Annotated in this window: 22 protein-coding genes; all 22 read left to right on the top strand. The window is 55.5% G+C overall.

Annotated elements, in window-relative coordinates:
- The first annotated feature begins 97 nt into the window (after positions 1 to 97).
- The 22 genes from JJB07_RS10460 (at position 98) to minC (ending at position 22,958) form a co-directional block, all read left to right on the top strand.
- Positions 98 to 1,774, top strand: a complete 1,677-nt coding sequence (locus JJB07_RS10460; RefSeq protein ID WP_201634725.1) for a GspE/PulE family protein — start codon at positions 98 to 100, stop codon at positions 1,772 to 1,774.
- On the top strand, positions 1,771 to 2,808 hold the full coding sequence (locus JJB07_RS10455; protein ID WP_201634723.1) for a type IV pilus twitching motility protein PilT: 1,038 nt from the start codon (positions 1,771 to 1,773) through the stop codon (positions 2,806 to 2,808). Before JJB07_RS10460 ends, JJB07_RS10455 begins: the two co-directional genes overlap by 4 nt.
- A gap of 13 nt (positions 2,809 to 2,821) precedes the next feature.
- On the top strand, positions 2,822 to 4,042 hold the full coding sequence (locus JJB07_RS10450; RefSeq protein ID WP_201634721.1) for a type II secretion system F family protein: 1,221 nt from the start codon (positions 2,822 to 2,824) through the stop codon (positions 4,040 to 4,042).
- A 21-nt stretch (positions 4,043 to 4,063) separates the two neighbouring features.
- Entirely contained in the window at positions 4,064 to 4,465 is a 402-nt protein-coding gene (locus tag JJB07_RS23990; protein ID WP_430727221.1) for a prepilin-type N-terminal cleavage/methylation domain-containing protein, read from the top strand.
- 77 nt (positions 4,466 to 4,542) lie between these two features.
- Positions 4,543 to 5,301, top strand: a complete 759-nt coding sequence (locus JJB07_RS10440; protein ID WP_201634719.1) for a prepilin peptidase — start codon at positions 4,543 to 4,545, stop codon at positions 5,299 to 5,301.
- Positions 5,302 to 5,323: 22 nt separating this feature from the next.
- Positions 5,324 to 5,770 (top strand): prepilin-type N-terminal cleavage/methylation domain-containing protein, encoded by a 447-nt coding sequence (locus JJB07_RS10435; RefSeq protein ID WP_201634717.1) that lies wholly within the window; start codon positions 5,324 to 5,326, stop codon positions 5,768 to 5,770.
- Complete coding sequence (locus JJB07_RS10430) at positions 5,767 to 6,273, top strand: PulJ/GspJ family protein (RefSeq protein ID WP_201634715.1); 507 nt, start codon at positions 5,767 to 5,769, stop codon at positions 6,271 to 6,273. Before JJB07_RS10435 ends, JJB07_RS10430 begins: the two co-directional genes overlap by 4 nt.
- 2 nt (positions 6,274 to 6,275) lie before the next feature.
- Complete coding sequence (locus JJB07_RS10425) at positions 6,276 to 7,631, top strand: hypothetical protein (protein ID WP_201634713.1); 1,356 nt, start codon at positions 6,276 to 6,278, stop codon at positions 7,629 to 7,631.
- A gap of 35 nt (positions 7,632 to 7,666) precedes the next feature.
- Positions 7,667 to 8,725, top strand: a complete 1,059-nt coding sequence (gene pilM, locus JJB07_RS10420) for a type IV pilus biogenesis protein PilM (protein WP_201634709.1) — start codon at positions 7,667 to 7,669, stop codon at positions 8,723 to 8,725.
- Position 8,726: 1 nt separating this feature from the next.
- Entirely contained in the window at positions 8,727 to 9,302 is a 576-nt protein-coding gene (locus JJB07_RS10415; protein WP_201634706.1) for a hypothetical protein, read from the top strand.
- Positions 9,303 to 9,318: 16 nt separating this feature from the next.
- Positions 9,319 to 10,596 (top strand): hypothetical protein, encoded by a 1,278-nt coding sequence (locus JJB07_RS10410; RefSeq protein ID WP_201634703.1) that lies wholly within the window; start codon positions 9,319 to 9,321, stop codon positions 10,594 to 10,596.
- Between the two features lie 138 nt (positions 10,597 to 10,734).
- Positions 10,735 to 11,715, top strand: a complete 981-nt coding sequence (locus JJB07_RS10405; protein WP_201634700.1) for a 3D domain-containing protein — start codon at positions 10,735 to 10,737, stop codon at positions 11,713 to 11,715.
- A 151-nt stretch (positions 11,716 to 11,866) separates the two neighbouring features.
- Positions 11,867 to 12,754: a hypothetical protein gene (locus JJB07_RS10400; RefSeq protein ID WP_201634697.1), complete on the top strand. Its 888-nt coding sequence runs from the start codon at positions 11,867 to 11,869 to the stop codon at positions 12,752 to 12,754.
- Between the two features lie 62 nt (positions 12,755 to 12,816).
- The gene (gene aspA / locus JJB07_RS10395) at positions 12,817 to 14,235 is read left to right on the top strand and encodes an aspartate ammonia-lyase (protein WP_201634694.1); all 1,419 of its coding nucleotides are present in this window, start codon (positions 12,817 to 12,819) and stop codon (positions 14,233 to 14,235) included.
- A 155-nt stretch (positions 14,236 to 14,390) separates the two neighbouring features.
- Positions 14,391 to 14,999: a Maf family protein gene (locus JJB07_RS10390; protein WP_201634691.1), complete on the top strand. Its 609-nt coding sequence runs from the start codon at positions 14,391 to 14,393 to the stop codon at positions 14,997 to 14,999.
- A gap of 5 nt (positions 15,000 to 15,004) precedes the next feature.
- Positions 15,005 to 15,715, top strand: a complete 711-nt coding sequence (gene radC, locus JJB07_RS10385; protein ID WP_201634688.1) for a RadC family protein — start codon at positions 15,005 to 15,007, stop codon at positions 15,713 to 15,715.
- A gap of 79 nt (positions 15,716 to 15,794) precedes the next feature.
- Positions 15,795 to 16,829, top strand: coding sequence for a rod shape-determining protein (locus JJB07_RS10380; protein WP_201634685.1), 1,035 nt, complete (start codon positions 15,795 to 15,797; stop codon positions 16,827 to 16,829).
- Positions 16,830 to 16,873: 44 nt separating this feature from the next.
- Positions 16,874 to 17,737 carry a rod shape-determining protein MreC gene (gene mreC, locus JJB07_RS10375; RefSeq protein ID WP_201634682.1) on the top strand — a complete coding sequence of 288 codons (864 nt, stop codon included), beginning with the start codon at positions 16,874 to 16,876 and terminating at the stop codon, positions 17,735 to 17,737.
- 12 nt (positions 17,738 to 17,749) lie between these two features.
- Positions 17,750 to 18,256: a rod shape-determining protein MreD gene (gene mreD / locus JJB07_RS10370; RefSeq protein ID WP_201634679.1), complete on the top strand. Its 507-nt coding sequence runs from the start codon at positions 17,750 to 17,752 to the stop codon at positions 18,254 to 18,256.
- A gap of 41 nt (positions 18,257 to 18,297) precedes the next feature.
- Positions 18,298 to 20,214: a peptidoglycan D,D-transpeptidase FtsI family protein gene (locus tag JJB07_RS10365; RefSeq protein ID WP_201634676.1), complete on the top strand. Its 1,917-nt coding sequence runs from the start codon at positions 18,298 to 18,300 to the stop codon at positions 20,212 to 20,214.
- 115 nt (positions 20,215 to 20,329) lie between these two features.
- Positions 20,330 to 22,225 (top strand): penicillin-binding transpeptidase domain-containing protein, encoded by a 1,896-nt coding sequence (locus JJB07_RS10360; RefSeq protein WP_201634673.1) that lies wholly within the window; start codon positions 20,330 to 20,332, stop codon positions 22,223 to 22,225.
- 34 nt (positions 22,226 to 22,259) lie between these two features.
- Positions 22,260 to 22,958 (top strand): septum site-determining protein MinC, encoded by a 699-nt coding sequence (gene minC, locus JJB07_RS10355; protein WP_201634670.1) that lies wholly within the window; start codon positions 22,260 to 22,262, stop codon positions 22,956 to 22,958.
- Positions 22,959 to 22,964 lie beyond the last annotated feature (6 nt).

Genomic DNA, 22,964 nt, shown 5'->3' with positions numbered 1-22,964 from the left:
TTTTTAATTCCCGATGCAGGAATGGTTCATAAAATGTCGAAATACGTCTCCATACAACTAGGACGAATGACCTAAGGTGAGCGAAGGAGGCGCAGGTATGATCCGCAAACGCATCGGTGACTTGTTGATCGACGCCGGATTGATTACAGAGCAACAATTGCAAGAGGCGTTGAACATCCAGAAAACCGGCAAGGAGAAACTGGGCGACGTCTTCCTCAACATGGGTCTACTCACGGAGCAACAATTAATTGAAGCTTTAGAATTCCAGCTGGGTATCCCGCACGTCCAACTGCACCGGTACAAAGTGGACCAGAGCTTGCTCGGGATCATCCCGGAGCGCCTCGCGAACATGTACCGCGTATTGCCGCTCAAGAAGGACGGCAACAAACTGATGGTCGCGATGGTGGACCCGCTCGACTACTACGCCATCGACGATTTGCGGATGAGCACAGGCTTCGTGATCGAACCTGCCATCGCATCCAAAGACGAAATCATGCGGGCGATCTCTCGGTACTACGGCATGCAGGGCTCCGTCGAAGAAGTGATGCAGACCATGCAGCCGCAAGTCGATCTCGATGTGGACCGCGAGATCATCGACGAGGATTCGCCGGTCGTGCGGATGGTCAACCAGATTATTCAGCAGGCCGTTCAACAGCGCGCGTCCGATATTCACATCGACCCGCAGGCGGATACGATTCGCGTTCGGTATCGGGTGGACGGTGTTTTGCGGACCGAGCGCTCCTTGCCGAAGCACATGCACGGTGTGATCACCGCCCGCATGAAAATTCTCGCGCAACTGAACATCGCCGAACGACGCGTGCCGCAGGATGGACGTTTTCATATGGATGTGGAATTGCGCACCGTCGATGTCCGCGTGTCGACACTGCCAACCGCACATGGGGAGAAAATCGTCATGCGCGTCCTCGATGTGAAGACCGCAGTCAACGACATCGAGAAACTCGGGTTTGAACCGTACAACTTGGAGCGCTTCCTGACGATGCTGCGCCACGCGCACGGGATTGTGTTGATTACCGGCCCAACCGGTTCGGGGAAGACCTCGACGCTTTACGCCGCTCTCAACCGGATGAACACCGACGAAGTGAACATCGTCACCGTCGAGGACCCGGTTGAGTACCAAGTGGACGGTATCAACCAAGTGCAGGTCAACCATGCTGCCGGGTTGACTTTTGCCAGCGGGTTGCGGGCGATCTTGCGTCAGGACCCGAACGTCATCATGGTCGGGGAGATTCGCGACAGTGATACGGCGGAGATTGCCGTGCGGGCTGCTTTGACGGGGCACTTGGTTTTCAGCACCTTGCACACCAACGATGCCGTCGCTTCCATTACGCGCTTGATTGACATGGGGATTGAGCCGTTTCTCGTCTCGTCCTCCATCGTCGGCGTCGTCGGTCAGCGTCTCGTGCGCCGGGTTTGCCACGAGTGTTCGTCCCCGTATGTTCCGCATGAGGACGAGCTCCGAATGTTGGAAGCCAGGGGGTTGCCCGTCGATCATTTGCGAATCGGGCGCGGATGCGGCAACTGCAACCGAACGGGGTACCGCGGACGGGTTGCCATTCAAGAGATCATGCGCATGGACGAGAAACTACGCCGTTTGATCATGGAGAAGCGCCCTGATTCGGAGTACCGCCAACACTGCATCCAGAATGGAATGAAGACGATGTTCGACGACGGACTGAGCAAAGTCGCGAACGGCATCACGACATTTGCCGAAGTGTTTCGTACCACGATGACCGAAGGGGAGACCTCTGCATGATCCAAGACTTGTTGCGCACGACGCATGAGCGCGGCGCTTCCGATTTGCATCTGACGGTGGGCAGCGCGCCTGTACTTCGCTTGCACGGCGATTTGCGCGCGATGCCGGGCGAACCGCTCAAACCGCAGGACACGATGGACATGGCGCGGGAACTGTTGACTCGCGTTCAGTTTGAAACGTTGATGGAGCGCGGGGAGTACGATTTTTCGTGGGAGATTGAAGGGGTGTCGCGGTACAGAATCAACGCCTACTGCCAACGCGGAAGCCTCTCGATGGCGGTGCGCGTGGTACCCCGACGCATTCCTTCGCCTGAGGAGTTGGGCATTCCCGACATCTTGATCGAGATGACGCACAAACCGCAAGGGTTGTTTCTCGTCACGGGCCCGACGGGCTCAGGGAAATCGACGACGCTCGCGTGCATGCTCGACTACATCAACAAACGGATGCGCCGTCACATCATCACGCTCGAAGACCCGATTGAGTATCTGCACCATCATCAGCAGAGCATCGTCGACCAGCGCGAAGTGGGCAAAGACACGCAGACGTTCGCAAGCGGTTTGCGGGCGGCGTTGCGACAAGACCCGGACGTGATCCTCGTCGGCGAGATGCGCGACTTGGAGACGATTTCGACGGCGATCACAGCGGCGGAAACGGGGCATTTGGTATTTGCCACGTTGCATACCGCCGATGCCCCGCAGACGATCGACCGCATCGTCGATGTGTTCCCGCCGGAGCAACAACAACAGATTCGTGTACAGCTCGCGGCCGTACTGCTTGGCGTCGTTTCGCAACGATTGCTCCCTCGTACCAACATGAACGGTCGTGTGGCAGCTCAAGAAATTCTCGTCAACACCCCGGCGGTCGCGAATTTGATTCGCTCGGAGAAAGTTCACCAGATTCGCACGTCGATGCAGACGGGCAAAGCGCAGGGCATGCAGACGTTGGAAATGCACCTGCAAGATTTGATTCGTCGAGGAGATATCACCGATGCCGTCGCCCGCGAACAACTCTCGCACCAGAACACTGTGATCTAAGGAGGGATGGGCGATGCCGGCCTACTCGTACCAAGCGGTCGACGACACAGGCAAGACACGCAAGGGCCGCATCGAGTCGGCCGACCGTCAGGCCGCCGTCCTCGACCTCAAAGGGCAAGGCTTGTACGTCATCCGGCTCGGGGACGCCAAGCCAAGCATCTGGAAGCGTGAAATTGAATGGGGCCCGAAGCGTTTGCCGTTGAAGGACTTCGTGCCTTTTCTCCGCCAATTTTCCACGCTGTTCAAAGCGGGGGTGACGCTGGTCGAATCGCTTCGCATCTTAAGCGAACAGACCAGCAACAAAAAATTGAAAAAAATCCTCACCGAGTGCGCCTCCCACGTTGCACGCGGCAACCAGCTCTCCGACGCCCTGCGCGAACATGACGAGGCGTTTCCGCCCGTTTTTGCCAACATGGTGCGGGCGGGGGAGATCACGGGGAACATGGACGACGTGCTGGAACGGCTCGCCTCGATGATGGAGAAGGAGCACTACACGCGGGAGAAGGTCAAGTCGGCGCTCACCTACCCGAGCGTCATCGGGGTGGTGGCGGTCATCGTCTCGATCTTCCTGCTGGTCAACGTCATCCCGAACTTCGTCAAAAACTTGACGGCACTCGGAGGCACGCTGCCGTTGCCCACTCGAATCGTCTTGGGGGCTTCCGACCACCTGATTCACACGTGGTACTGGTACTTGACCCTCGTCATCGTCGGGGGGATCTCCTTGCGGTCGTTTGTAAAAACGCCGCGGGGACGATTGGCGTTCGACCTGTTCAAGCTCAAATTGCCGGTCTTCGGGCAGCTGTTTCAAAAAGCGGCGATCGCCAGAAGTGCCCGCACGATGGCGACGCTTTTACAAAGTGCGGTGCCCGCTTTGACGGTGTTCACGGTGGCGGCGAACGTGGTGGGCAATGAAGTGTACGCCCGGGCCTTGCGAGAGTCGCGCGATTCGTTGCGCGCCGGGCAGTCGATGGTCAAGCCCTTGCGCGAGGAAAAAATGTTCCCGCCGTTGGTCACGCAGATGATCGCCATCGGGGAGCAGACCGGCAGCGTAGACGCGATGTTCAGCAAGATCGCCGATTTTTACGAAGCGGATGTAGAAGCGACCGTCGACAAGTTGCGCCCGATGATCGAACCGATCATGATCTTAATCTTGGCCGTCGTTGTAGGGGTTATCGTGACCGCAGCGATTGCGCCGATGTTTGAAATATACAAAAATGCTGGCCGAACTCATTAGGGAAAGCGGGGAAGAACAATCATGGCAATGATTCGCAAACTATTCAAGAAACTCAAAGAAGAAAAAGGGGTCACCCTCATCGAGTTGCTCGCCGTAATCGTCATTCTCGGGATTATCGCTGCGATTGGGATTCCGGCGATCATTGACAGCCGTAAGGATGCAGAGACCTCCACTGGGGCTGCCAATGCGCAAACGATGACGGAAGTGGCCAAACGCCTGATTCTCAAGGGCGAAGCGTACACCGACGCGAAAGCAACCGCCTCGGAAGATACCGAGTTTGACTTCAACGAAGTCCTGACCGCAGCAGGGATTACCCCGGCGACGGGTACCGTAGACAACACAGCACACACCTACACCGCAGACGGTGGCACGTATACGATCGTTCCGGATACCGGCGTCGTCACGTACGATCACGACCAATAAGCACGATACTTCAACCAGAATACAACCGGCACTGCGTGGACATGTCTTGTCCACGCAGTTGCTCTAGATGAGGGTCTATGGAAAATTTGCTGGTCATGAGTTATATTTTCACATTTTTCCTGTTTATTGGGTCTTTTTTGAACGTGCTGGGATTTCGCATGTTGGATGGGACGTCCGTTTGGAACCCGCGTCACTCGCATTGTCCATCCTGTGGAACCCAATTGACGTGGCGGGATCTGATTCCTGTTCTGTCGTGGTTGTTTCTGCGCGGCAAGTGCCGCAATTGTCACCAACCAATCTCCTGGCTGTACCCGTTGGGGGAGTTGATGACAGCGGTGTTGCTTACGTTCGTGGTTTGGCATGGCGGTTGGACACTAGAGACGTTCGTGAATCTCGTGTTGTTTGTGATCGTCATCACGGGCACGATCACCGATTTGCGGGCGAAATTGATCCCGAATGCACTCACGTTTCCGGGGATGGCGATCCTTCTCGTCTTGCGCTTGTTCGTTCATCCGGAACCGCTGTGGGACTATCTGCTCGGGTTCGTGGTCGGAGGCGGGGTGCTGACGTTGCTCGCGTTGATTCCCAACGGCATGGGAGGCGGCGATGTGAAACTTTTTGCACTGCTTGGGCTTGGACTTGGGTGGAAACTCGTACTGCTCGCTCTGTTTTTCTCCTGCGTTTGGGGGACGGTAGTGGGTCTTCCGCTGAAAGTTTCGGGTCGTCTGAAAGCACGCCAAGCGATTCCGTTCGGTCCGTTTATCTTGCTGGGGACGCTGACCTCGTGGGCGTATGGCGAGAGACTTTGGGACTTGTACCGCAATTTGTATCTCTAAATCCACAGAGGAGGTGGTGCGAATGCTCACCATTTGGAAAAACGAGCGCGGTCTGACGCTGATTGAACTGATGGCGGCCGTCGTCATTCTCGTGCTGGTCGCAATTCCGCTGTCGAGCATTGGCACGACCGTCTATCGGTGGTACAAAGAAGATCAACAAAAAAATGAAGCGGTGTTGTTTGCGGAACAAACGGTGCAGGATCAGAAAAAAGTCTTGGAAAACACCGGCTACACGTTCGATGAACCTCAGCATGTCATCACCATCGAGGACGCGGACGCAAACGGCTTGCAAGCGGTGGTCACGCTCACTCCCCATCTGTTCGAAGGTGCAACGCTCCCGACGGACAGCCTGATTGACGTGGAGGTTGAAGTCAAAGGCCCTGACCTTGCGAACATCGGAGGAGATCTCATCTCCTTGACTCACTTGGAGACGACCATACGCCAGAAGTCGGCAGGAGGGACACCATGAAGCGACGAGACGACGAACGCGGTGTGACGATGCTTGAAATGATGGTGGTGCTGGCCCTCATGGGTCTGGTCTTCGGCGGGGTGGTCGCGTTTTCGACCTCCACGATCAGCAGTTTTCATAACACGACGCAGGGTTCGGTGAACCAGCAGGAAGCGACGTTGATCATGGACCAATTGGCGCAAGACTTGCGGCGAAGTGATTCCACCGATCTCTGGCAAGAGGCAGCCGATCACAAATACCACTTGCATACCGCGCGCTCGAACGATGCCACCCAAGCGCAGATCGAAGTCACCTACGAGCAGGTTGGGCGGGAGATTTTGTATACCACAATCAACGGTGGAAAAAGCGTGACGGTACCGCTGGCCCACAATGGAACTTTCTCTGTAGAGCCTGACGTTACCAACAGCGATTCTTTTACCATCAAGGTTTTGGTGGGGGATGACGACGATCCGAATCAAGCGGTGCTGACCACGACGGTCTCCCGCTACAATTGGGGGCGATGAGCATGTATCGGGGATGGAGAAGCGAAGAAGGTTCGGCTTTGTTATTGGTCTTCCTAGCTGTAACGGTGCTCGGAATGATGATCGGCGGCGTCACACTTGCCGTTCACAACTCCGCGAACCAATCGATCGTGCACGAGAAGGAAGTGCAGGCGGAGTTTCACGCCGAGCAGAGCATGGAACTGGCGGTCTATATGCTCTACAACCAACCGGAGCAGTTCCAAGCCACGTTTCGCAACGCGACGGGGACGAATTGTTTGACCAACCCGAATGACTCCGAAGTCAATGTCTGTTTGGAAAGCAACACCGATGCAGACGGGTATGTTTGGGAAACACTGGTCGCTCGGGCGAAAATTTCCGGCCAAGATGAAACTGCGAACCCGCTAAGCGCCATCCGCTTTCAACTGACCGCATCGGAAGTTCCTGATCCGGTCAATCCGGCACCCGGCGGTGGGTTGACAACGAATCCGACGAATCCATCCACGCCGACGACCCCCGATCCGACTCCGACACCACCAAGCCCGACGGAGAATCCGAACCCAACCAATGGACTGTATCTGGGGGAGGAAACGTGTGGGGTGACCAACAACTACCTCATGCGGGCGCTGGTCATCGGCAACGAACTCGATTTCGGCAATGCGATGCTCGAAGACAACCGCCGCGCCTTGAAGAACGACAACTATGCGTACAAATCGGACAGCGTCGAGATCTCCGGCGGCGTCTACTTGGACAATGACAGTGATCTTGTGATCGCACGTCCGAAAAACAACGACAAATTTGACATCTACGCCATCGTCAACGGCTGGATCAGACCCGAGGGGGGTCTCTCCTGGTCGCAGGGCAACGGTCACCAATCCGATTTAGCGTACTCGCTGATGGGAGCCAACGCCAAGGCGGACGCTTGCTCCCGAAACGTCACGTTCCACACGTACATGAACCAACTGGGCAACAAAGTCTACAATTCCCTGCAAGCTGTCCCCGTCTACTACTATAGAGGCACCGTCACCACCAGATCGACAGGCACGAAAAAAAGCGCCGGCACGTCGACGTTCCAAACGTCGAGCCAAACGCTCGCACAAGTGCTGGCAGACAAATCGGACAAAATCATCCTGATCAACGGCACGTTGCAAATGGATACCGCCACCGATTCGCAGGGCTATCTGATCGTCTACAACACGGCAAACTCCAATCCCGCCACGATTAAGTTGCCTGACAATTTCGTCTGGAGCCACAGCGGCGCCGTGACAACGGAAAAAATCATCAGCACCGACAGCAAAAAAAGCGGGTGGCCGTCCAACTACCGCCTGTACATCACCTTGACCCAGCCGCAAGCGACCCTGTACGACCAAGACGGCCGCTGACCTACGCAGGATCTAGAGAAGAGAGAGGGAGTTCCATGCTCAGCATCATCTCCGAAACCACACTCGGGATCGAGATCAACGAATACCGTGTCCTGATCGCCGAACTTCGAAAAAAAGGCGGAAGTTACACCCTGCAACGCATTGTACAAGCCTCGATTCCGCTGGGGGTCATGTCTTCCGAAGGCAAGGTCGTCCAAGTCGAAACGCTGGCGAACGTGATCCGCGAGACGATGCGCAACAGCAACATCCGCACCACCAAAGTCAACTTGGTCGTCCCCAGCCAATACGTCGTGATCCGCCAACTGCAACTCCCCGACCTGCCGGAGCCGCAGTTGCGCAAAGTGATTGACTTTGAATTGCAGAACTCCATCCACCTCCCCTTCGAAGATCCGGTGTATGACTTTGTGAAAACGGGTCGTATCCAAACGGAGGAGGGCGTTTTGAAGGAAGAGGAGCAGGAAACGGATAGCAAGCCGCTGGCCGACGTGGCGCTGATTGCATCGTCTCGTTCCGTGATCGACCCGATTGTGGAAGCGGCGAAACTCGCAGGTTTGAAGCCGACGAGCGTGGACATTCGGGCACTCGCCTTGTCGCGGACTTGCAGCAAACTTTGTCCGAGCATCCCCCGTCAGACCACGATGTTTGTGGACATTGCGGAGGAGTGGACGGACATCCACATTTTTGACGACGAGATCTTGCGCTTTACCCGCAACGTGCCGATCCAGTTGGAAAACTATCGAATCGACCGGGAGCGTCAGAAGCCGCTGCATGTATTGGATATCTTGGAATACTTCGAGACCAACACCGACTTCCGCTCGTACACAAACGACCTTGCGTATGAAGTGGAACGCTCGATGAACTTCTACCGATATACCTTGAACAACCGCGATGCCACGTTGACCAACATCATCGTCTCCGGCGTTCTGCCGAAGACGGGGGTGCTGCAAGCGTATTTGCAAGAGCGTTTCGTGGACATCCATACGACCACGATGCCGCTCGACGCCCTGCAATGGACGGAGCAAGTGGAGCATCTCAAGGAGATCGTACACGAATACGCGATTCCGATCGGATTGGCTCTCAAGGAGGTGAAGTGACGTGGAAATCAACCTCCTGCCCAAAGAGTCACCCACTCGCAAATACCGCTTACTCGCCATTATCGCCGCTGTTGTGTTGCTCTTCGGCGGGGCGGGAACGTCTCTCTTCTATTATATTCACCTCTTGAATACGACGGACGACCTCACCGCAGAACTGCGTCGCGTCAAACAGGACAACGTCACCCTCACCGCAGAGCGAACAGTGGACTCGCAAACGAAAAAGTACAACCAGGTCAAGGGCGCGGTGGACAATCTGATCTCCGAACAAAATGACTACGGACAGATGTTGGACGGGCTGGCTTCCAAACTTTCCGATCGCACGCAAATCGAACAAGTGTCGGTAGATACAGCCAATGGGACGGTCCATCTCAACCTGCATACAGACGACGCCACACGCATCGAAGAGTATGCGGCCCTGCTTCGCAGCGAAGTATGGGTGGAGGAGATCTTGGTTGAAAACATTCAACAAATCGTCACCGATACGACGGCGACCGGAGGCGTACAGACGCCCGACAGCGGCGGTTTTTCGGCTAAACTTACCATCACGTTAAAGCCGCGCCGAGCACAAGAATCGTAGAGAGGGGCCTCCCTGCATGAACTTTAAAAAATGGAAAACGCGGCAGTGGGTCATTCTCTGCGTATGTTTGTTGGTTCTTGTCGGTTCATTGGTTGCATATTTTCTTTTCATACCGAAAATCTACGCCATTGACAGTTTGCAAAAACAGGTACAAAGTGCCAAAGCACAACGACAGATTCTGACATCCACCCCGAAGCCGGAAACTCCGAACGACTTCCAAAAAAAAGCGCTGGCTCTCCTGGTGCCGGCGCAACTTGAGCAAGAACGCTTTTTGCAAGAACTGCATGTCGGGGCCAAAAGTTCAGGCGCCAATTTGATCTCCATCGCGTTTTACGACCCGGCGTCCGAGGAAGGGAAAAAAGCGCCCGCAACCCAAGGGACGCAGACGCAACCGCCCGCGAAGCCGACCGCGAAAACGGGTGCAACTCAACTGCCGATGAAGACGTTCAGCGGAAAGTTGTCCCTGCAAGGGGATTACAAGCAAGTGCGAGAGTTCCTTGAACAATTCTCCACGATGTCCCGTCTGATCACGTACAACAACTGGACGCTCAAAGCGGAGAAGCAAGACATCACACCCGGGTTGAAAACATCGAACGGGTTGACCAACAGCACCGTAACGGGCGTTGGCGGCACGATCACGGGAACGACCGGAACGACAACTGTTTCTGCCGCCAACTCGACGGCGCAACGCGTCCAGACGCAACTTTCTGTAGCATCGCTTACACCTGACGAGATTCGCAAGCAACTCACGCCGGAGTTTGCGAACGACAAATTGTTGAACGATCTCACGCCGATTTTCACACAGACCGACTTCAACCGCTACGAAGAGAGTATCCGCGCGACCGTTCCAAAGCTGATGACGCAACAGGAGAAGGACGTGGCGAACCTGCGCATCCAGCAAGGGTTTAACCGACTCACCGCCGGACTTACGGGCAAGAAACAAGCAGAGTCGGTGTTCGACCAAGAGTTTGCGCAAGTTTTCATCCCCGGCACCAACGCCAAGATCCGCGAAGTGCTTGGGCTGAAAGCTCCTCAAACGGAGGGTCAAACCGGCAACCCGCAAGGAAATCAAACCGGTTCGCAAACACCGTCGGGGCCCGTTCCGCCTCCGTTGATCTTCGTCAATCTCCCGGATTTATCGATCCAGAGCAACCACATTTTCAAGACGGTTGTCTCGCTCGACATCGACTTTACCCTCTACTTCGCACCGAACGCACTCGATGTTTTGCCGGCCCAACCGCCGATCAAAACCTACGATCCGACATTCAGAACGAACCCTGTCGAATCGTTATAATTTTCTGAAAATGACAAAATCCCCCATTGCCAAGAAGGAAAAGTCGGGTTATACTGATTCCAACATTTGTCCAACAGGTAATGGGGGTCTTTTTTCCTAGGTCATAGGAATCATGAAAAAGTGAAAAGAGGTGGTTGAGTGCGCAAGGTCAACCGAAAGTCGATCTATTGCCTGTCTGCCGCAGCAGTTGCTTTGCTACTCGGAGGTTCGGCCACGGCCGCAACGGCCTACAAGACGATCTCCGTAGAAGTCGATGGCAAAACGCAAACTCTCCAAGGGTTCGAATTTGGAACAGTTGCGGACCTGCTGAAGAAACAAGGCGTACAGGTAGGGAAAGATGATCTGGTGCAACCTACAGTGACGAAGGAACTTACTGACGGCACCCAAATTCATGTAAAACACGCCAAACCAATCGTCGTACAAGATGGCACCCACGAACCAGTATCCGTCAACACGTTGGCCGACACCGTCGCCGACGTGCTCAAGGAACTTCAGATCAGTGTAAATGACGCCGATAAACTTAGTGTAGAATCCACGTCCTCGATTCAAAGCGGACAGACGATTGCGATCACCCGTCGCACACAGGAAGTCCAAGTTGCAGAAGAGGCAATACCTTTTCAGACCGAACGCCAGCCAGATGCCAACGAGTATACTGGTACAGAGAAAGTGCTGACGCCCGGTGTGGAAGGGAAGGTCCAGATTACTACGACCGTTTATTTTGAAAACGGTAATGCCGTGGACCGCAAGGAAGACCGCAAGACCACCGCAGAGGCTGTCAACCAAGTCGTTGGGTATGGCACCAAGCAACGCCCGATCGTCGTGGCAAGCCGCAGCGGTGAGAATTTAGAAGCTTCGAAATCTATGACCATGGCTGCTTCGGCCTACTCGATGCCGGGTTCGCGCACCGCAAGCGGTGGTTCGGCCGGTCAAGGGACAGTCGCAGTGGATCCATCTGTAATTCCGTTGGGTACTAGACTCTACATAGAGGGGTACGGATACGGGGTTGCAAGCGATGTGGGCGGAGCGATCAAGGGGAACCGAATCGACCTGCACTTTGATACCGAAGCACAAGCGCTGCAATTCGGTCGTCGGACCGTTCAAGTCTACATTCTGAACTAATGGAACTCCTTATACCTGTTAGACGATCATGACCGCCGTTTGGTTACAGACCAGACGGCGGTTTTTTTTCTTTTGTTTCTGTCATAGACTTCTCGTTGATCTCATAGATTCTAGTATCAGAGATAAGAGAAACGAAGGAGTCGATGATGACATGGACCAGCCCACCTTGAACACCCCGTCGAACCGTCAGATGTCAGATCGTGAACATAGCCGCCATCTGCGCGACCTCAAGCCCCGACAGGCGTTTTCCTTCCGCAAAAAAAGCGAGGGCGACACGCAGAAGCGCGCGTATTTGCTTCCCGCGCTGCTGGCCGTCGTAACCGGCGTCGTGCTCGGCGTTCTTTTGCTCGTGTTGTTCAAAGACCAAGCCGCCGAACCGACAGTCACCACGATTCCTGCGAAACCGGGTCAAACTTCGACCACCCCCACCGTGAAGGGAACCGCAACTCTACCTGCCCTCACGATGTACGCGTGGCAACTCGGCTCCTTCCCGGAGAAGGACAAAGCGGTGAAAGCACAGCAGGATCTCACCGCCAAGGGCATCGTCACGAGCCTTCGCGGAGAAGGGCCATACCAACTTTTTTCGGCCGTGGCGTCTGACAAAAAGTCCAACACGGCGTTTGAAGCGGAACTCAACCAGCGCAAGATCACGTTCTACGCCAAGGAATACAAAATCCCGGAGCGAGAGGGCTACATCGCCAACCTCAAAGATTCCGAAGCGCGCGTCGTCGTGCAAGAGTTGCAAAACGAAGTCAAACTGGCGCAAAACGCGATGGCTTTGCTCAACACCGCAAAGCCTGACGCGGACAAACTCGCGGCACTCAAATCTTCCCTGACCCAAGCAAGCGGTGATCAAAAAGCGGCGCGCGCGCTCTTGCTGCAAGCCGGCTTGCAAGATGTAGCTGCGCAATGGGACAACCTGCACAAGCAACTTCAAGGAGTTGTCGGTGCGCAATCGTTGCTGGACGGTCAAGCGAAGCTGACAGAGTTTTTTGTGAGTTATGAATCTCTCAGCAATCATCTGATTTCCGTCCAATAGCGAAAAATATGGTATACTTACGGCATGTAGTGGAACGAGTTCCCAAAGGAGATGTCCCTCTCATGACCGATGTACGAATGGAAAAAGACCTGCTCGGGACCAAGGAAGTCCCGAAAGCAGCTTATTATGGGATTCAAACGTTGCGCGCCGTTGAAAACTTCCCGATCACCGGCATTCCGCCGCATGTGGAGATGATCAAAGCGCTGGCCGCTGTCAAAAAAGCGGCAGCATTGGCGAACATGGAAGTCGGCGTTTTGAAAAAGGAAATCGGAGAAGCGATCGCCACCGCGGCTGACGAGATTCTCGACGGCAAATGGCATGATCAGTTTATCGTCGACTCGATTCAGGGCGGTGCGGGCACTTCGATGAACATGAACGCCAACGAAGTCATCGCCAACCGCGCGATTGAGTTCCTCGGCGGTGCGCGCGGGGAATACCTGCTTTGCTCGCCGAACACGCACGTCAACATGGCGCAGTCCACCAACGACGTGTTCCCGACCGCGATTCACATCGCATCGCTGAACTTGGCGAAGGGTGTGATCGAGCAACTCGAACTGCTCCGTGAAGCGTTTGCGATCAAGTCGGTCGAGTTCGACCAAGTGATCAAGATGGGCCGCACGCACTTGCAAGACGCCGTGCCGATTCGCATGGGTCAGGAGTTTGAAGCCTACTCCCGCGTGATCGGGCGCGATGTGGAGCGTGTGAAACGATCGCTTGAAAACCTCCGCGAAATCAACATGGGCGCGACGGCGGTCGGAACCGGACTCAACGCCGACCCGCGCTACATCACCAAAGTCACGGAGCACCTGCGCCAAATTACCGGTCTCGACCTGCTCCGCGCTGAACATCTCGTCGACGCGACGCAGAACACGGATGCGTATACAGAAGTTTCCGGCGCGTTGAAAATCTGTGCGGTAAACCTCTCGAAGATCTGCAACGACCTGCGACTGATGGCATCCGGCCCGCGTACCGGCTTGAACGAACTTGCTCTGCCGCCGCGTCAACCGGGTTCCTCGATCATGCCGGGCAAAGTGAATCCGGTTATGGCGGAAGTGGTCAATCAGGTCGCGTTCCAGATCATCGGCAACGATCACACGATTTCGTTGGCTTCGGAAGCGGGCCAGTTGGAATTGAACGTCATGGAGCCGGTGCTGGTGTTCAACCTCTTGCAATCGCTTTCGATCTTGCAAAATGCACTGGGTGTGTTCCGCAAGTTCCTCGTCGAAGGACTGGAAGCGAACGTTGAGCGTTGCCGTGAGCTGGTGGAGAAGAGCGTGGGCATCGTGACCGCGATCAATCCGCACGTCGGCTACGAAACGGCGACTTCGATCGCCAAGGAAGCTATTCAGACCGGACGCTCGGTGCGAGATATTTGCACGGAGCGCGGCGTGCTGACTCCGGAGGAACTCGATGTCATCCTCAACCCGTTTGAGATGACGTCCCCCGGAATCTCCGGCGCGAAACTGTTGTTCGGTGAATAAATGGAGACGAATCCGCCCTCATCGGGCGGATTTTTGTATCGTCTGGACAGGTGTACCAATTCTCGGTAGAATGAATCAGTATGTGCAGATAGTTTTTCCAAATTGAGGACAGACTACATAGAGCCAGATTTCCCAAAAATCGGAGGGTATCCAACATGCAGGAGCACCTGTTGATCTTGGCATCCGGTTCCCCGCGGCGTAAGGAATTGCTCGGGAGCCTTGGACTGACGTTTGACATTTTGGTCAGCGATGCGGACGAGTCGTTTACGCCCGGACAGCCGCCGGTGGAAATCGTGCAGGAGTTGGCGTACAGAAAAGCAAGCGCCGTCGCGAATACTTTGTCTGTTGGCATTGTATTAGGAGCTGACACGATCGTCGTCTGTGACGAGGAGATCCTCGGCAAGCCGACGGACGTGGAAGACGCGAAACGCATGCTGAAACGTTTATCCGGACGCTCGCACACCGTCTACACCGGCATTGCGCTGGTGGAAGCGGGGGGCACGGGACGAACGTTACGCGATGTGCGCGGGACAGAAGTGGTGATGAAGCCGCTGACGGACGCGCAGATTGACGCCTATGTCGCAACGGGAGAACCGATGGACAAAGCCGGGGCTTACGGAATTCAAGGCAAAGCCTCGCAGTTCATCACCGGCATCGACGGCGACTATTTTACCGTAGTCGGCTTGCCGGTCTCGCTGGTTGCAGATCGTCTGACCGAATGGGGTTTTGACGTCCTGCCGAAATCGGATCGGGAAGGACGGTGAGCCTGATGAACGAAGCGCTGCTCGAGGCTTCGTCGTCGGTTCTCGTCCGTGAAATTCCCGTGGAAGACCGCCCGCGTGAACGGTTGCGTCAAGTGGGTCCGGAGCAGATGAGCAACGCCGAACTGTTGGCGATTCTCCTGCGTACGGGCTCACGCGGCCGTTCGGCGGTCAACCTCGCCGAACAGGTCTTGAAGCGGTTTGGTTCCATTCGAGAACTGCTTGATGCGGACCTGCAAGAGCTGACCGAGATCCCCGGTGTCGGCCTCGCCAAAGCTGCGCAACTCAAAGCGGCCATCGAGGTTGGACGACGGATTGCCCGAAACTCAAACACAACACGCCCGCAGTTTTTGACTGCACGTGATGCGGCGGAGTACATGATGGACAGGTTGCAATTCCAGCTCAAGGAACACTTCGTAGCGCTGCATCTCGATGCCAAGCGCCGCCTGATCGGAGAGGAAATCGTCTCCGTCGGGTCGCTCGACAGCACCGTCGCCCACCCGCGGGAGATCTTCAAGACCGCGATCAAGCGCAGCGCCTCTGCGATCATCTGCCTGCACAATCATCCAAGCGGGGACCCGACCCCGAGTTACGAAGACCTCGAAGTTACCCGCCGCCTCATCGAGTGCGGACGGATCCTCGGCGTCGACGTGCTGGATCACATCGTGATCGGGTCGCATTCCTTCTGCAGCATGCGGGAAAAAGGCTGGTTGGACTAGGCATGGCAAGCAGCTTCCTGTATAATAGTCAAATGTTAACATAACAAGCCCTGTCACACGTCAGGAAGGAGTTAGCTAGATGTTCAAAGGATTCTCACGAGATATGGGCATTGACCTAGGTACGGCCAATACCCTCGTATATGTAAAAGGCAAAGGCATCATCATCCGCGAACCTTCCGTAGTCGCAACTCGCATTGATACAGGCGAGATCAAAGCCGTAGGGGAAGAAGCGAAACAAATGATCGGTCGTACGCCGGGCAACATCGTAGCCATTCGTCCGATGAAGGACGGCGTCATCGCTGACTTCGACACCACCGCGACGATGCTTCGCCACTTCATCCGCCAAGCAATCAAGCAAAAAGGCTTCTGGTTGCCGGCTCCGCGCGTTGTCGTCTGTGTGCCGTCCGGCATCACCGCCGTCGAGAAGCGTGCCGTCGAAGACGCAGCCCGTGAAGCGGGTGCCCGCGATCCGATGACGATCGAAGAACCGATGGCTGCTGCAATCGGCGCAGGTCTGCCGGTTGGCGAACCGACCGGTTCGATGGTCGTTGACATCGGCGGCGGTACCACCGAAGTTGCGATCATTTCGCTGGGCGGGATCGTTACGTCTCGTTCGATCCGTGTCGCGGGTGACGAGATGGACGAAGCGATCATCCAGTACATTAAGAAGGCGTACAACCTCATGATCGGGGAGCGCACCTCTGAAGAACTGAAACTCACCATCGGCTCGGCGATTCCGTCCGACAAGGAAGAGACGATGGACATTCGCGGTCGCGACCTCGTCACAGGCCTGCCGAAGACCTTGACGATTACGGCGCAGGAAATCGCAGAAGCTTTGGCTGACACGGTCAACTCCATCGTCGAAGCAGTCAAGATCACGTTGGAGAAGTCTCCGCCGGAATTGGCGGCCGACATCATGGATCGCGGAATCGTGTTGACGGGTGGCGGCGCACTCTTGCGCAACCTCGACCGTCTGTTGTCCCGTGAAACGGGCATGCCGGTTCTCGTCGCAGAGAACCCGCTGGACTGCGTGGCCATCGGCACGGGTAAGTCGTTGGATTACAGCCACCTGTTCAAGTCCAGTGACACAGGCAAAAAGCGACGTGTCCGCTAACACGGCGTTTTGACAAGCGGAATTGCAAAGGAAGTGGGTAACGGGTGACCCGATTTTTCACAAGCAAACGGTTGATGGTGTTGCTGGCCAGCTTCATTTTGCTCGCCGCTTTGGTCGGGGTGACCTTGCGTGAACGTGAAAACCCGACATGGCCGGAGAAGATGCTGATCGATGCGTTTGGCTGGGTGCAAGGGGTTGTGTATGCCCCGGTTCAGCAGGTAGCCGGATTCTTCGAGGACATGCAACACATCAAACAACTGTACGAAGAGAACGCCAAACTGAAATCGAACCTCAACGACTACTCGTCGATGCGCGTACGCATTCAGGGACTGGAGCAGGAGAACAAACGACTCAAAGAGGACTTAGGATTGAAGGATCTGAACATCAAAGACCTTCAACTGATCTCCGCCAACGTGATCGGCCGTTCGCCGTCGACTTGGAACTCGGAAATCACTCTCGACGTCGGCACCAATGACGGGGTGCAGAAGAACATGGCTGTTGTGACAGCCAACCGGGGCTTGGTCGGTCGTGTCTATGAAGTCACGCCGTACCATGCGAAAGTGCTGTTGATCACCGACAAGGGCAAGATGGGCATCTCGGCGAAAGTCACCTCCGACGAATTGGGCTACGGGATTATCTCCGGGGCCTCCGTCGATGTTTCGCAAAGCAGCAAGCCGATGCTGGAGATGACTGGTATCAAGCTTGGCGCGGACAAAGTCAAAGTAGGCGACTCTGTTGTCACCTCGAACGTGTCCGATATCTTCCCGGCCGGTTTGATCATCGGCACGATCACCTCCATCGAAAACGACAAGCTCGGCCTCACCAAGATCGCCCAAGTAGAACCGGCGGCGAACTTGAACAACATGGACTTCCTCTATGTGGTGAACCAGGCCAAGACGGGTCAATAAGGAGGAGCGCCGATGCATCCTGCGTGGATCGTGTTGACGATGATGGGTATGCTCGTCATCCAATCGACTCTTTTTCAAGTGCAGCCGTTCTCGTATGCTGAGCCAAATATCGTCCTCGTGATGCTCCTTTACGTAAGCCTTATGCGCGGGCCGATGCTCGCGCTCTACACGGGCTTGACGATTGGGCTCATCCAGGACGTCTTGTTTGGCACGTACCTTGGACCGCATGCTTTCACCTACGCGTTGATCTGTTATTTTGCCGGATCAACGTTCCGCTCGTATTGGGCGCGCCAGTTGATCATGGTCATCTTGATCGTGATCGGCTATACGTTCCTCCAGGAGATGACGCTCTACGGCTTGGCTCGCTTGTTCGGGTTCCAGCACGTCGACTTCATGCCTGCGCTCACGCATACTGTGAGCATCATGATCTGGAACGGCATCATGGCGTTGATTCTCTACGTGCCGTCGGTGCGGCTGCTGGCTTCCGAGCGTCGCGGTTTGGCGGATGAATCGCTCTAAGTTCCCTCTGAGATCTCCACTTCAGAAGGGAGTTGCGGTCTTTGCTGTACAACCAGAACTCGTTTGACGAAGAATTGAAAAAGGCCACGGGGAAACGGCTGAACTATTTGTTCGTGCTGGTCTTCGTGGCCTTAGCTGTACTCATCGTCCGTCTGAGTTTTGTCCAACTCGCCCAAGGCAGCCTCTACTTACAACGAGCAGAGACCAATCGCTACATCCAACAATCCGTTCCCGCCCCGCGCGGTCAAATCTACGACCGAGACCACAATCTGCTGGTTACGAACAAACCTTCCTTTGCCGTCCTCTATACGATCTTGAGCAAGGATGTGCAGGATCCACAGAAGATCTCCTCCATGCTGGCTCCCGTCCTGCACAAAACGTCTGATGAAATTCTCAACACGATGGATCTCAAAGGTCAGCATTACATGCTCTCGATGGCACGGCGGCTTTTCACAAACGCCGGAGATGAGCAGGTTGCCTACATCAAGGAACACCAAGCCGATCTGCCGGGCGTCAATGTCGTGGTGGAGCCCATCCGTCACTATGAGCGCAATTCCTTTGCCTGCCATGTTCTCGGCTATCTCAACAACATCCCCGGTGATTTCTGGGAACAACACAAAGACGAGTACCAACAGACCGATCTGATCGGCATGGCCGGCGTAGAGCGTGAGTACGAGAAATACTTGCGCGGCAAGGCCGGCAAATTGCAGGTGGAAGTGAACATCTACAACCAGCCGCTCCAAGACCAGCGCCTCGTCGAGCCGATCAAGGGCCATGATTTGGTGCTTACGCTCAACTCCAACTTGCAGGCGGCCACCGAGCAAGCGTTGGCGGAGCGCGTGCAGAACTTGAAACGCACCGTCCGCACGGTGCAAAACGGCGCCGCCATCGCAATGGACCCCAAGACGGGCGAAATCCTCGCGATGGCAAGCTATCCGAGCTATGATCCGAATATCTGGATCAAGGGTGTCACGGAGAAGGAATACCAAGAGCAGTTCGCGCCCGCCGAGATGAACCGCTCCCTCCAACAACTCTACCAGCCGGGCTCCACGGTCAAGATGGCAACCGAGTTGATCGGGTTCAAAGAAGGCGTGATCAAACCGGGTTCCGTCATCTACGACCCGGGCCGCATCCAGGTCGGTTATCTCCCCAACGGCAAACCGAACTATATCAAATCATGGAAGACGATCGGCTACGCAGATTCCTACCGGGCTCTGGCCGAATCGTCGAACGTCTACATGATTCGCTCGTTCTTGAACCTCGCCGGGTATCGCGAAGACATGCCGACGGCGCAAGTGAACGACTTCCTCAAAAACCGCTTGCCAAACACCATGGACAAGATCGAAAACTACCACAAGGAATTTGGCATGGGTCCGACCACGACCGACGTTGACCTGCCTTATGAAGCAGAGGGGCAGATCACGCGAGAAGGGTACGTGTCAGACCTCGCGTTTTCGGCCATTGGGCAGACGGAGAACTACACGGTGATGCAACTGGCCCAGTATGTCTCCACGATCGCCAACGACGGCAAGCGGATGAAGCCGCATGTGGTCAAGGAAATCGTCCCGCCGGGCGGTACGTCGGAGTCGATTCCCGTGGTGCAACAAGGTCAATTGAGCTTCGCACCGGAACACTTGCGCGCTGTGCAACGGGGGATGTATGACGTCACCAACAAGACCTACGGCACTTTCTACTCCGTGTTTGGCAACTACCCGGTGAAGATCGCGGGCAAGACCGGCACGGCCGAGACGGGGCGCGGCACGGAGAACTCGCTGTTCGTCGGCTACGCACCGGCCGATAACCCGCAAATTGCTGTCGCGATCCTCATCCCGGACAATACGCCGGACGGCCATTCCTCCGACACGCTCGGACCTTTGGCGCGGGCGATGTTCGACGCGTACTTCCACGTGCAAAGCAAACCGACCGTGCAAGCCAAAAAGAAACCGACTCGTCACTGAGTCGGTTTTTCTTCATATTTTTCTAGTTCCAAGGAGGAGGAATCCCACCGTCAAAAAACGAAGTACAGTTTGATAACGAATACAGTGGAGTAGGGTAGAGAGAGGAGAACCGAAAGTGACCAACCTGGAGCGGGAGAAACACTCGGTCACGGGGAAGCGGATGAACCTGTTGTTTTTGGTCATCTTCATTTCCTTGGCCGTTTTAATTTTTCGCCTGAGCTTCCTTCAATTGTCGCAAGGTCAAGAGTTGTTGAAGACCGCAGAGAGCAACCGCTACATCACACAGTCTATCCCGGCCCCGCGCGGCCTGATCTACGACCGGAACAAGGAGGAATTGGTGCGCAACAAACCGGCGTTCACCATCACCTTCCAACGGCTGAGTGACGATGTGCAGAATCCTTTGATGTTGGATGCGACGCTTTATGATCTGTTTGGCATGCGTCCGGAGGAACTCTGGAACGCCATGGACCCCTACGGCGAGAAATATTCGCTGGGCATGGCGCGCAAAGTCGTCAAGAACGCCAACGACAAGCAAGTTGCGTACGTGCGTGAACACGCTGACGAACTGCCGGGCTTCAATGTCGTCGTCGAACCGATCCGCGACTACGTGGATCACAATACAGCTTCCCATGTCATCGGCTATTTGAACAACATTCCGATGGACTTCTGGAAGGATCACAAAGACGAGTACCAACAGACCGACATGATCGGGACAGCAGGTGTAGAGAAGCAATACGAGGACCTGCTGCACGGCAAAGACGGCACGCTGAAAGTCGAAGTCAACATCAACTACCAACCGCTCAAAGACAAGCGGACCGAAGACCCGATCAAAGGGCATGACTTGGTGCTGACGATTGACAAGCACATTCAAGAAGCAACCGACAAAGCGCTGGCTTCCACCGTACAAGATCTTCACAAAAAGATCTCGACGGTCAAGGAGGGGGCGGCCGTTGCGATGAATCCGAAAACGGGTGAAATCCTCGCGATGTCCTCCTACCCGAGTTTTGACCCGACGTGGTGGATTGACGGGATGACCGATAAGAAATACCTCGAAGATTTCGCACCTGCGGAAAAAAACCGCGCCCTCACGGAGCTGTACTACCCCGGTTCGACGGTCAAGATGGCAACGGAGTTGATCGGGATGAAGGAAGGCGTCATTCGTGACCCGAACACGTCCATTCTCGACCCGGGCTCCATCACGATCGGGGACCGAACCATTACGTCGTGGGCTCCGAACCTCGGCTATGTCAACGCCTACAGCGCGTTGGCGAAGTCGTCAAACGTCTACATGATCAAGACCTTCCAACAACTCTCCGGCTGGCGTCCGGGCATGACGTGGAGCCAACTCGATGACTACTACCAGAATGTCATGCCGGGCGTTGTCAACAAGATCATGGACTATCACAAGACGTTCGGACTTGGTGAGCAGACGACCGGTTTGGACCTGCCGTTTGAAAACGCGGGGGAACTGGACCGTGTCGGGGACATCAACGACTGGGCGGCGGCTTCCTTTGGTCAGAACGAAAAATACAACTTGATGCAGTTGGCGAACTATGTCTCAACGGTCGCCAACAACGGCACGCGGATGCAACCGTATCTCGTCAAGCAAATCATCGCGGCGGATAACTCCGTTCAGAATATCGAGCCCAAAGAAGTGAACAAAATTCCGTTCACGCAAGATCAAATCAAAGTCGTGCAACGCGGGATGTATGACGTGACCCACGCTTCCTACGGAACGTTTAACCTGCTCGCCGATTATAAGCCGGCAGTTGCCGGGAAGTCCGGTACGTCCGAGACCGGACGCGGTACGGAGAACTCGTTGTTTGTCGGTTATGCACCGTTTGACGACCCGACGTTCGCCATTGCGATCATCATTCCGGACAATGAGCACAACGGTCACTCCGGTTCGACGCTCGGTCCGATCGCAAAAGCGATGCTGGACGCGTACTTCGGCTACGACAAGAAGCCGGACGACAAAAAGCAGGAAAAATCCACAACTTCCGCGAATTAGGTACTGATGCAAGTGATGGAACAGGAGGACTGGTATGGGACATCAAACAGGATGCGAGCTCAACCGAACCAGAACGCCCGTAACGATCAAGGGCATCCGTGATGGACTGGTCTTCATCCTACATGATCAGTGCTCCTTCGAAGAGATTGTGGAAGATCTTGAGGATAAATTGAACGGATCTCATCGCCAACTGCTGACAGGCCCGCTCGTGCGGGTTACCCTGCAGAGCGGCATGCGGATGTTGACGGAGCAGGAGCAAGAGACAATTCGCGATGCGCTCGCGAGCCACGGCAATCTGATCATTCAGGAATTTCAATCGACAGCTGAACAGCTGTTGAAGTCATCGGCGGTGAAGCCTCCGCTTCTCTACCACGGCACGGTGCGCTCCGGTCAGATCATCGAGCATGAGGGCGACATCGTGATCATTGGGGATATCAATCCCGGCGGGCAAGTGCTCGCATCCGGGGACATCTATGTGATGGGGACGTTGCGCGGACTCGCTCATGCGGGGTGTCGCGGCAACGAGCGGGCGATCATCGCCGCCGTATTCTTCCAACCGACGCAACTGCGCATCTGTGACGTCATTTCGCGGTCTCCGGACCTGACCCGCGAACAACAGCGGGAGTTGACGGGCACGGAGATGGAATTTGCGTATCTGCGCGACGGTCAGATGGCGGTGGACAAGATGAACCATCTCTACAGCATCCGACCCCGCGAGAACGAACGCGCGTGAATTACG

Source organism: Tumebacillus amylolyticus, assembly GCF_016722965.1.
Classification (GTDB): Bacteria; Bacillota; Bacilli; order Tumebacillales; family Tumebacillaceae; genus Tumebacillus; species Tumebacillus amylolyticus.
The sequence above is the reverse complement of the archived record's forward strand: the minus strand, read 5'-3'. Positions and strand labels throughout refer to the sequence as shown.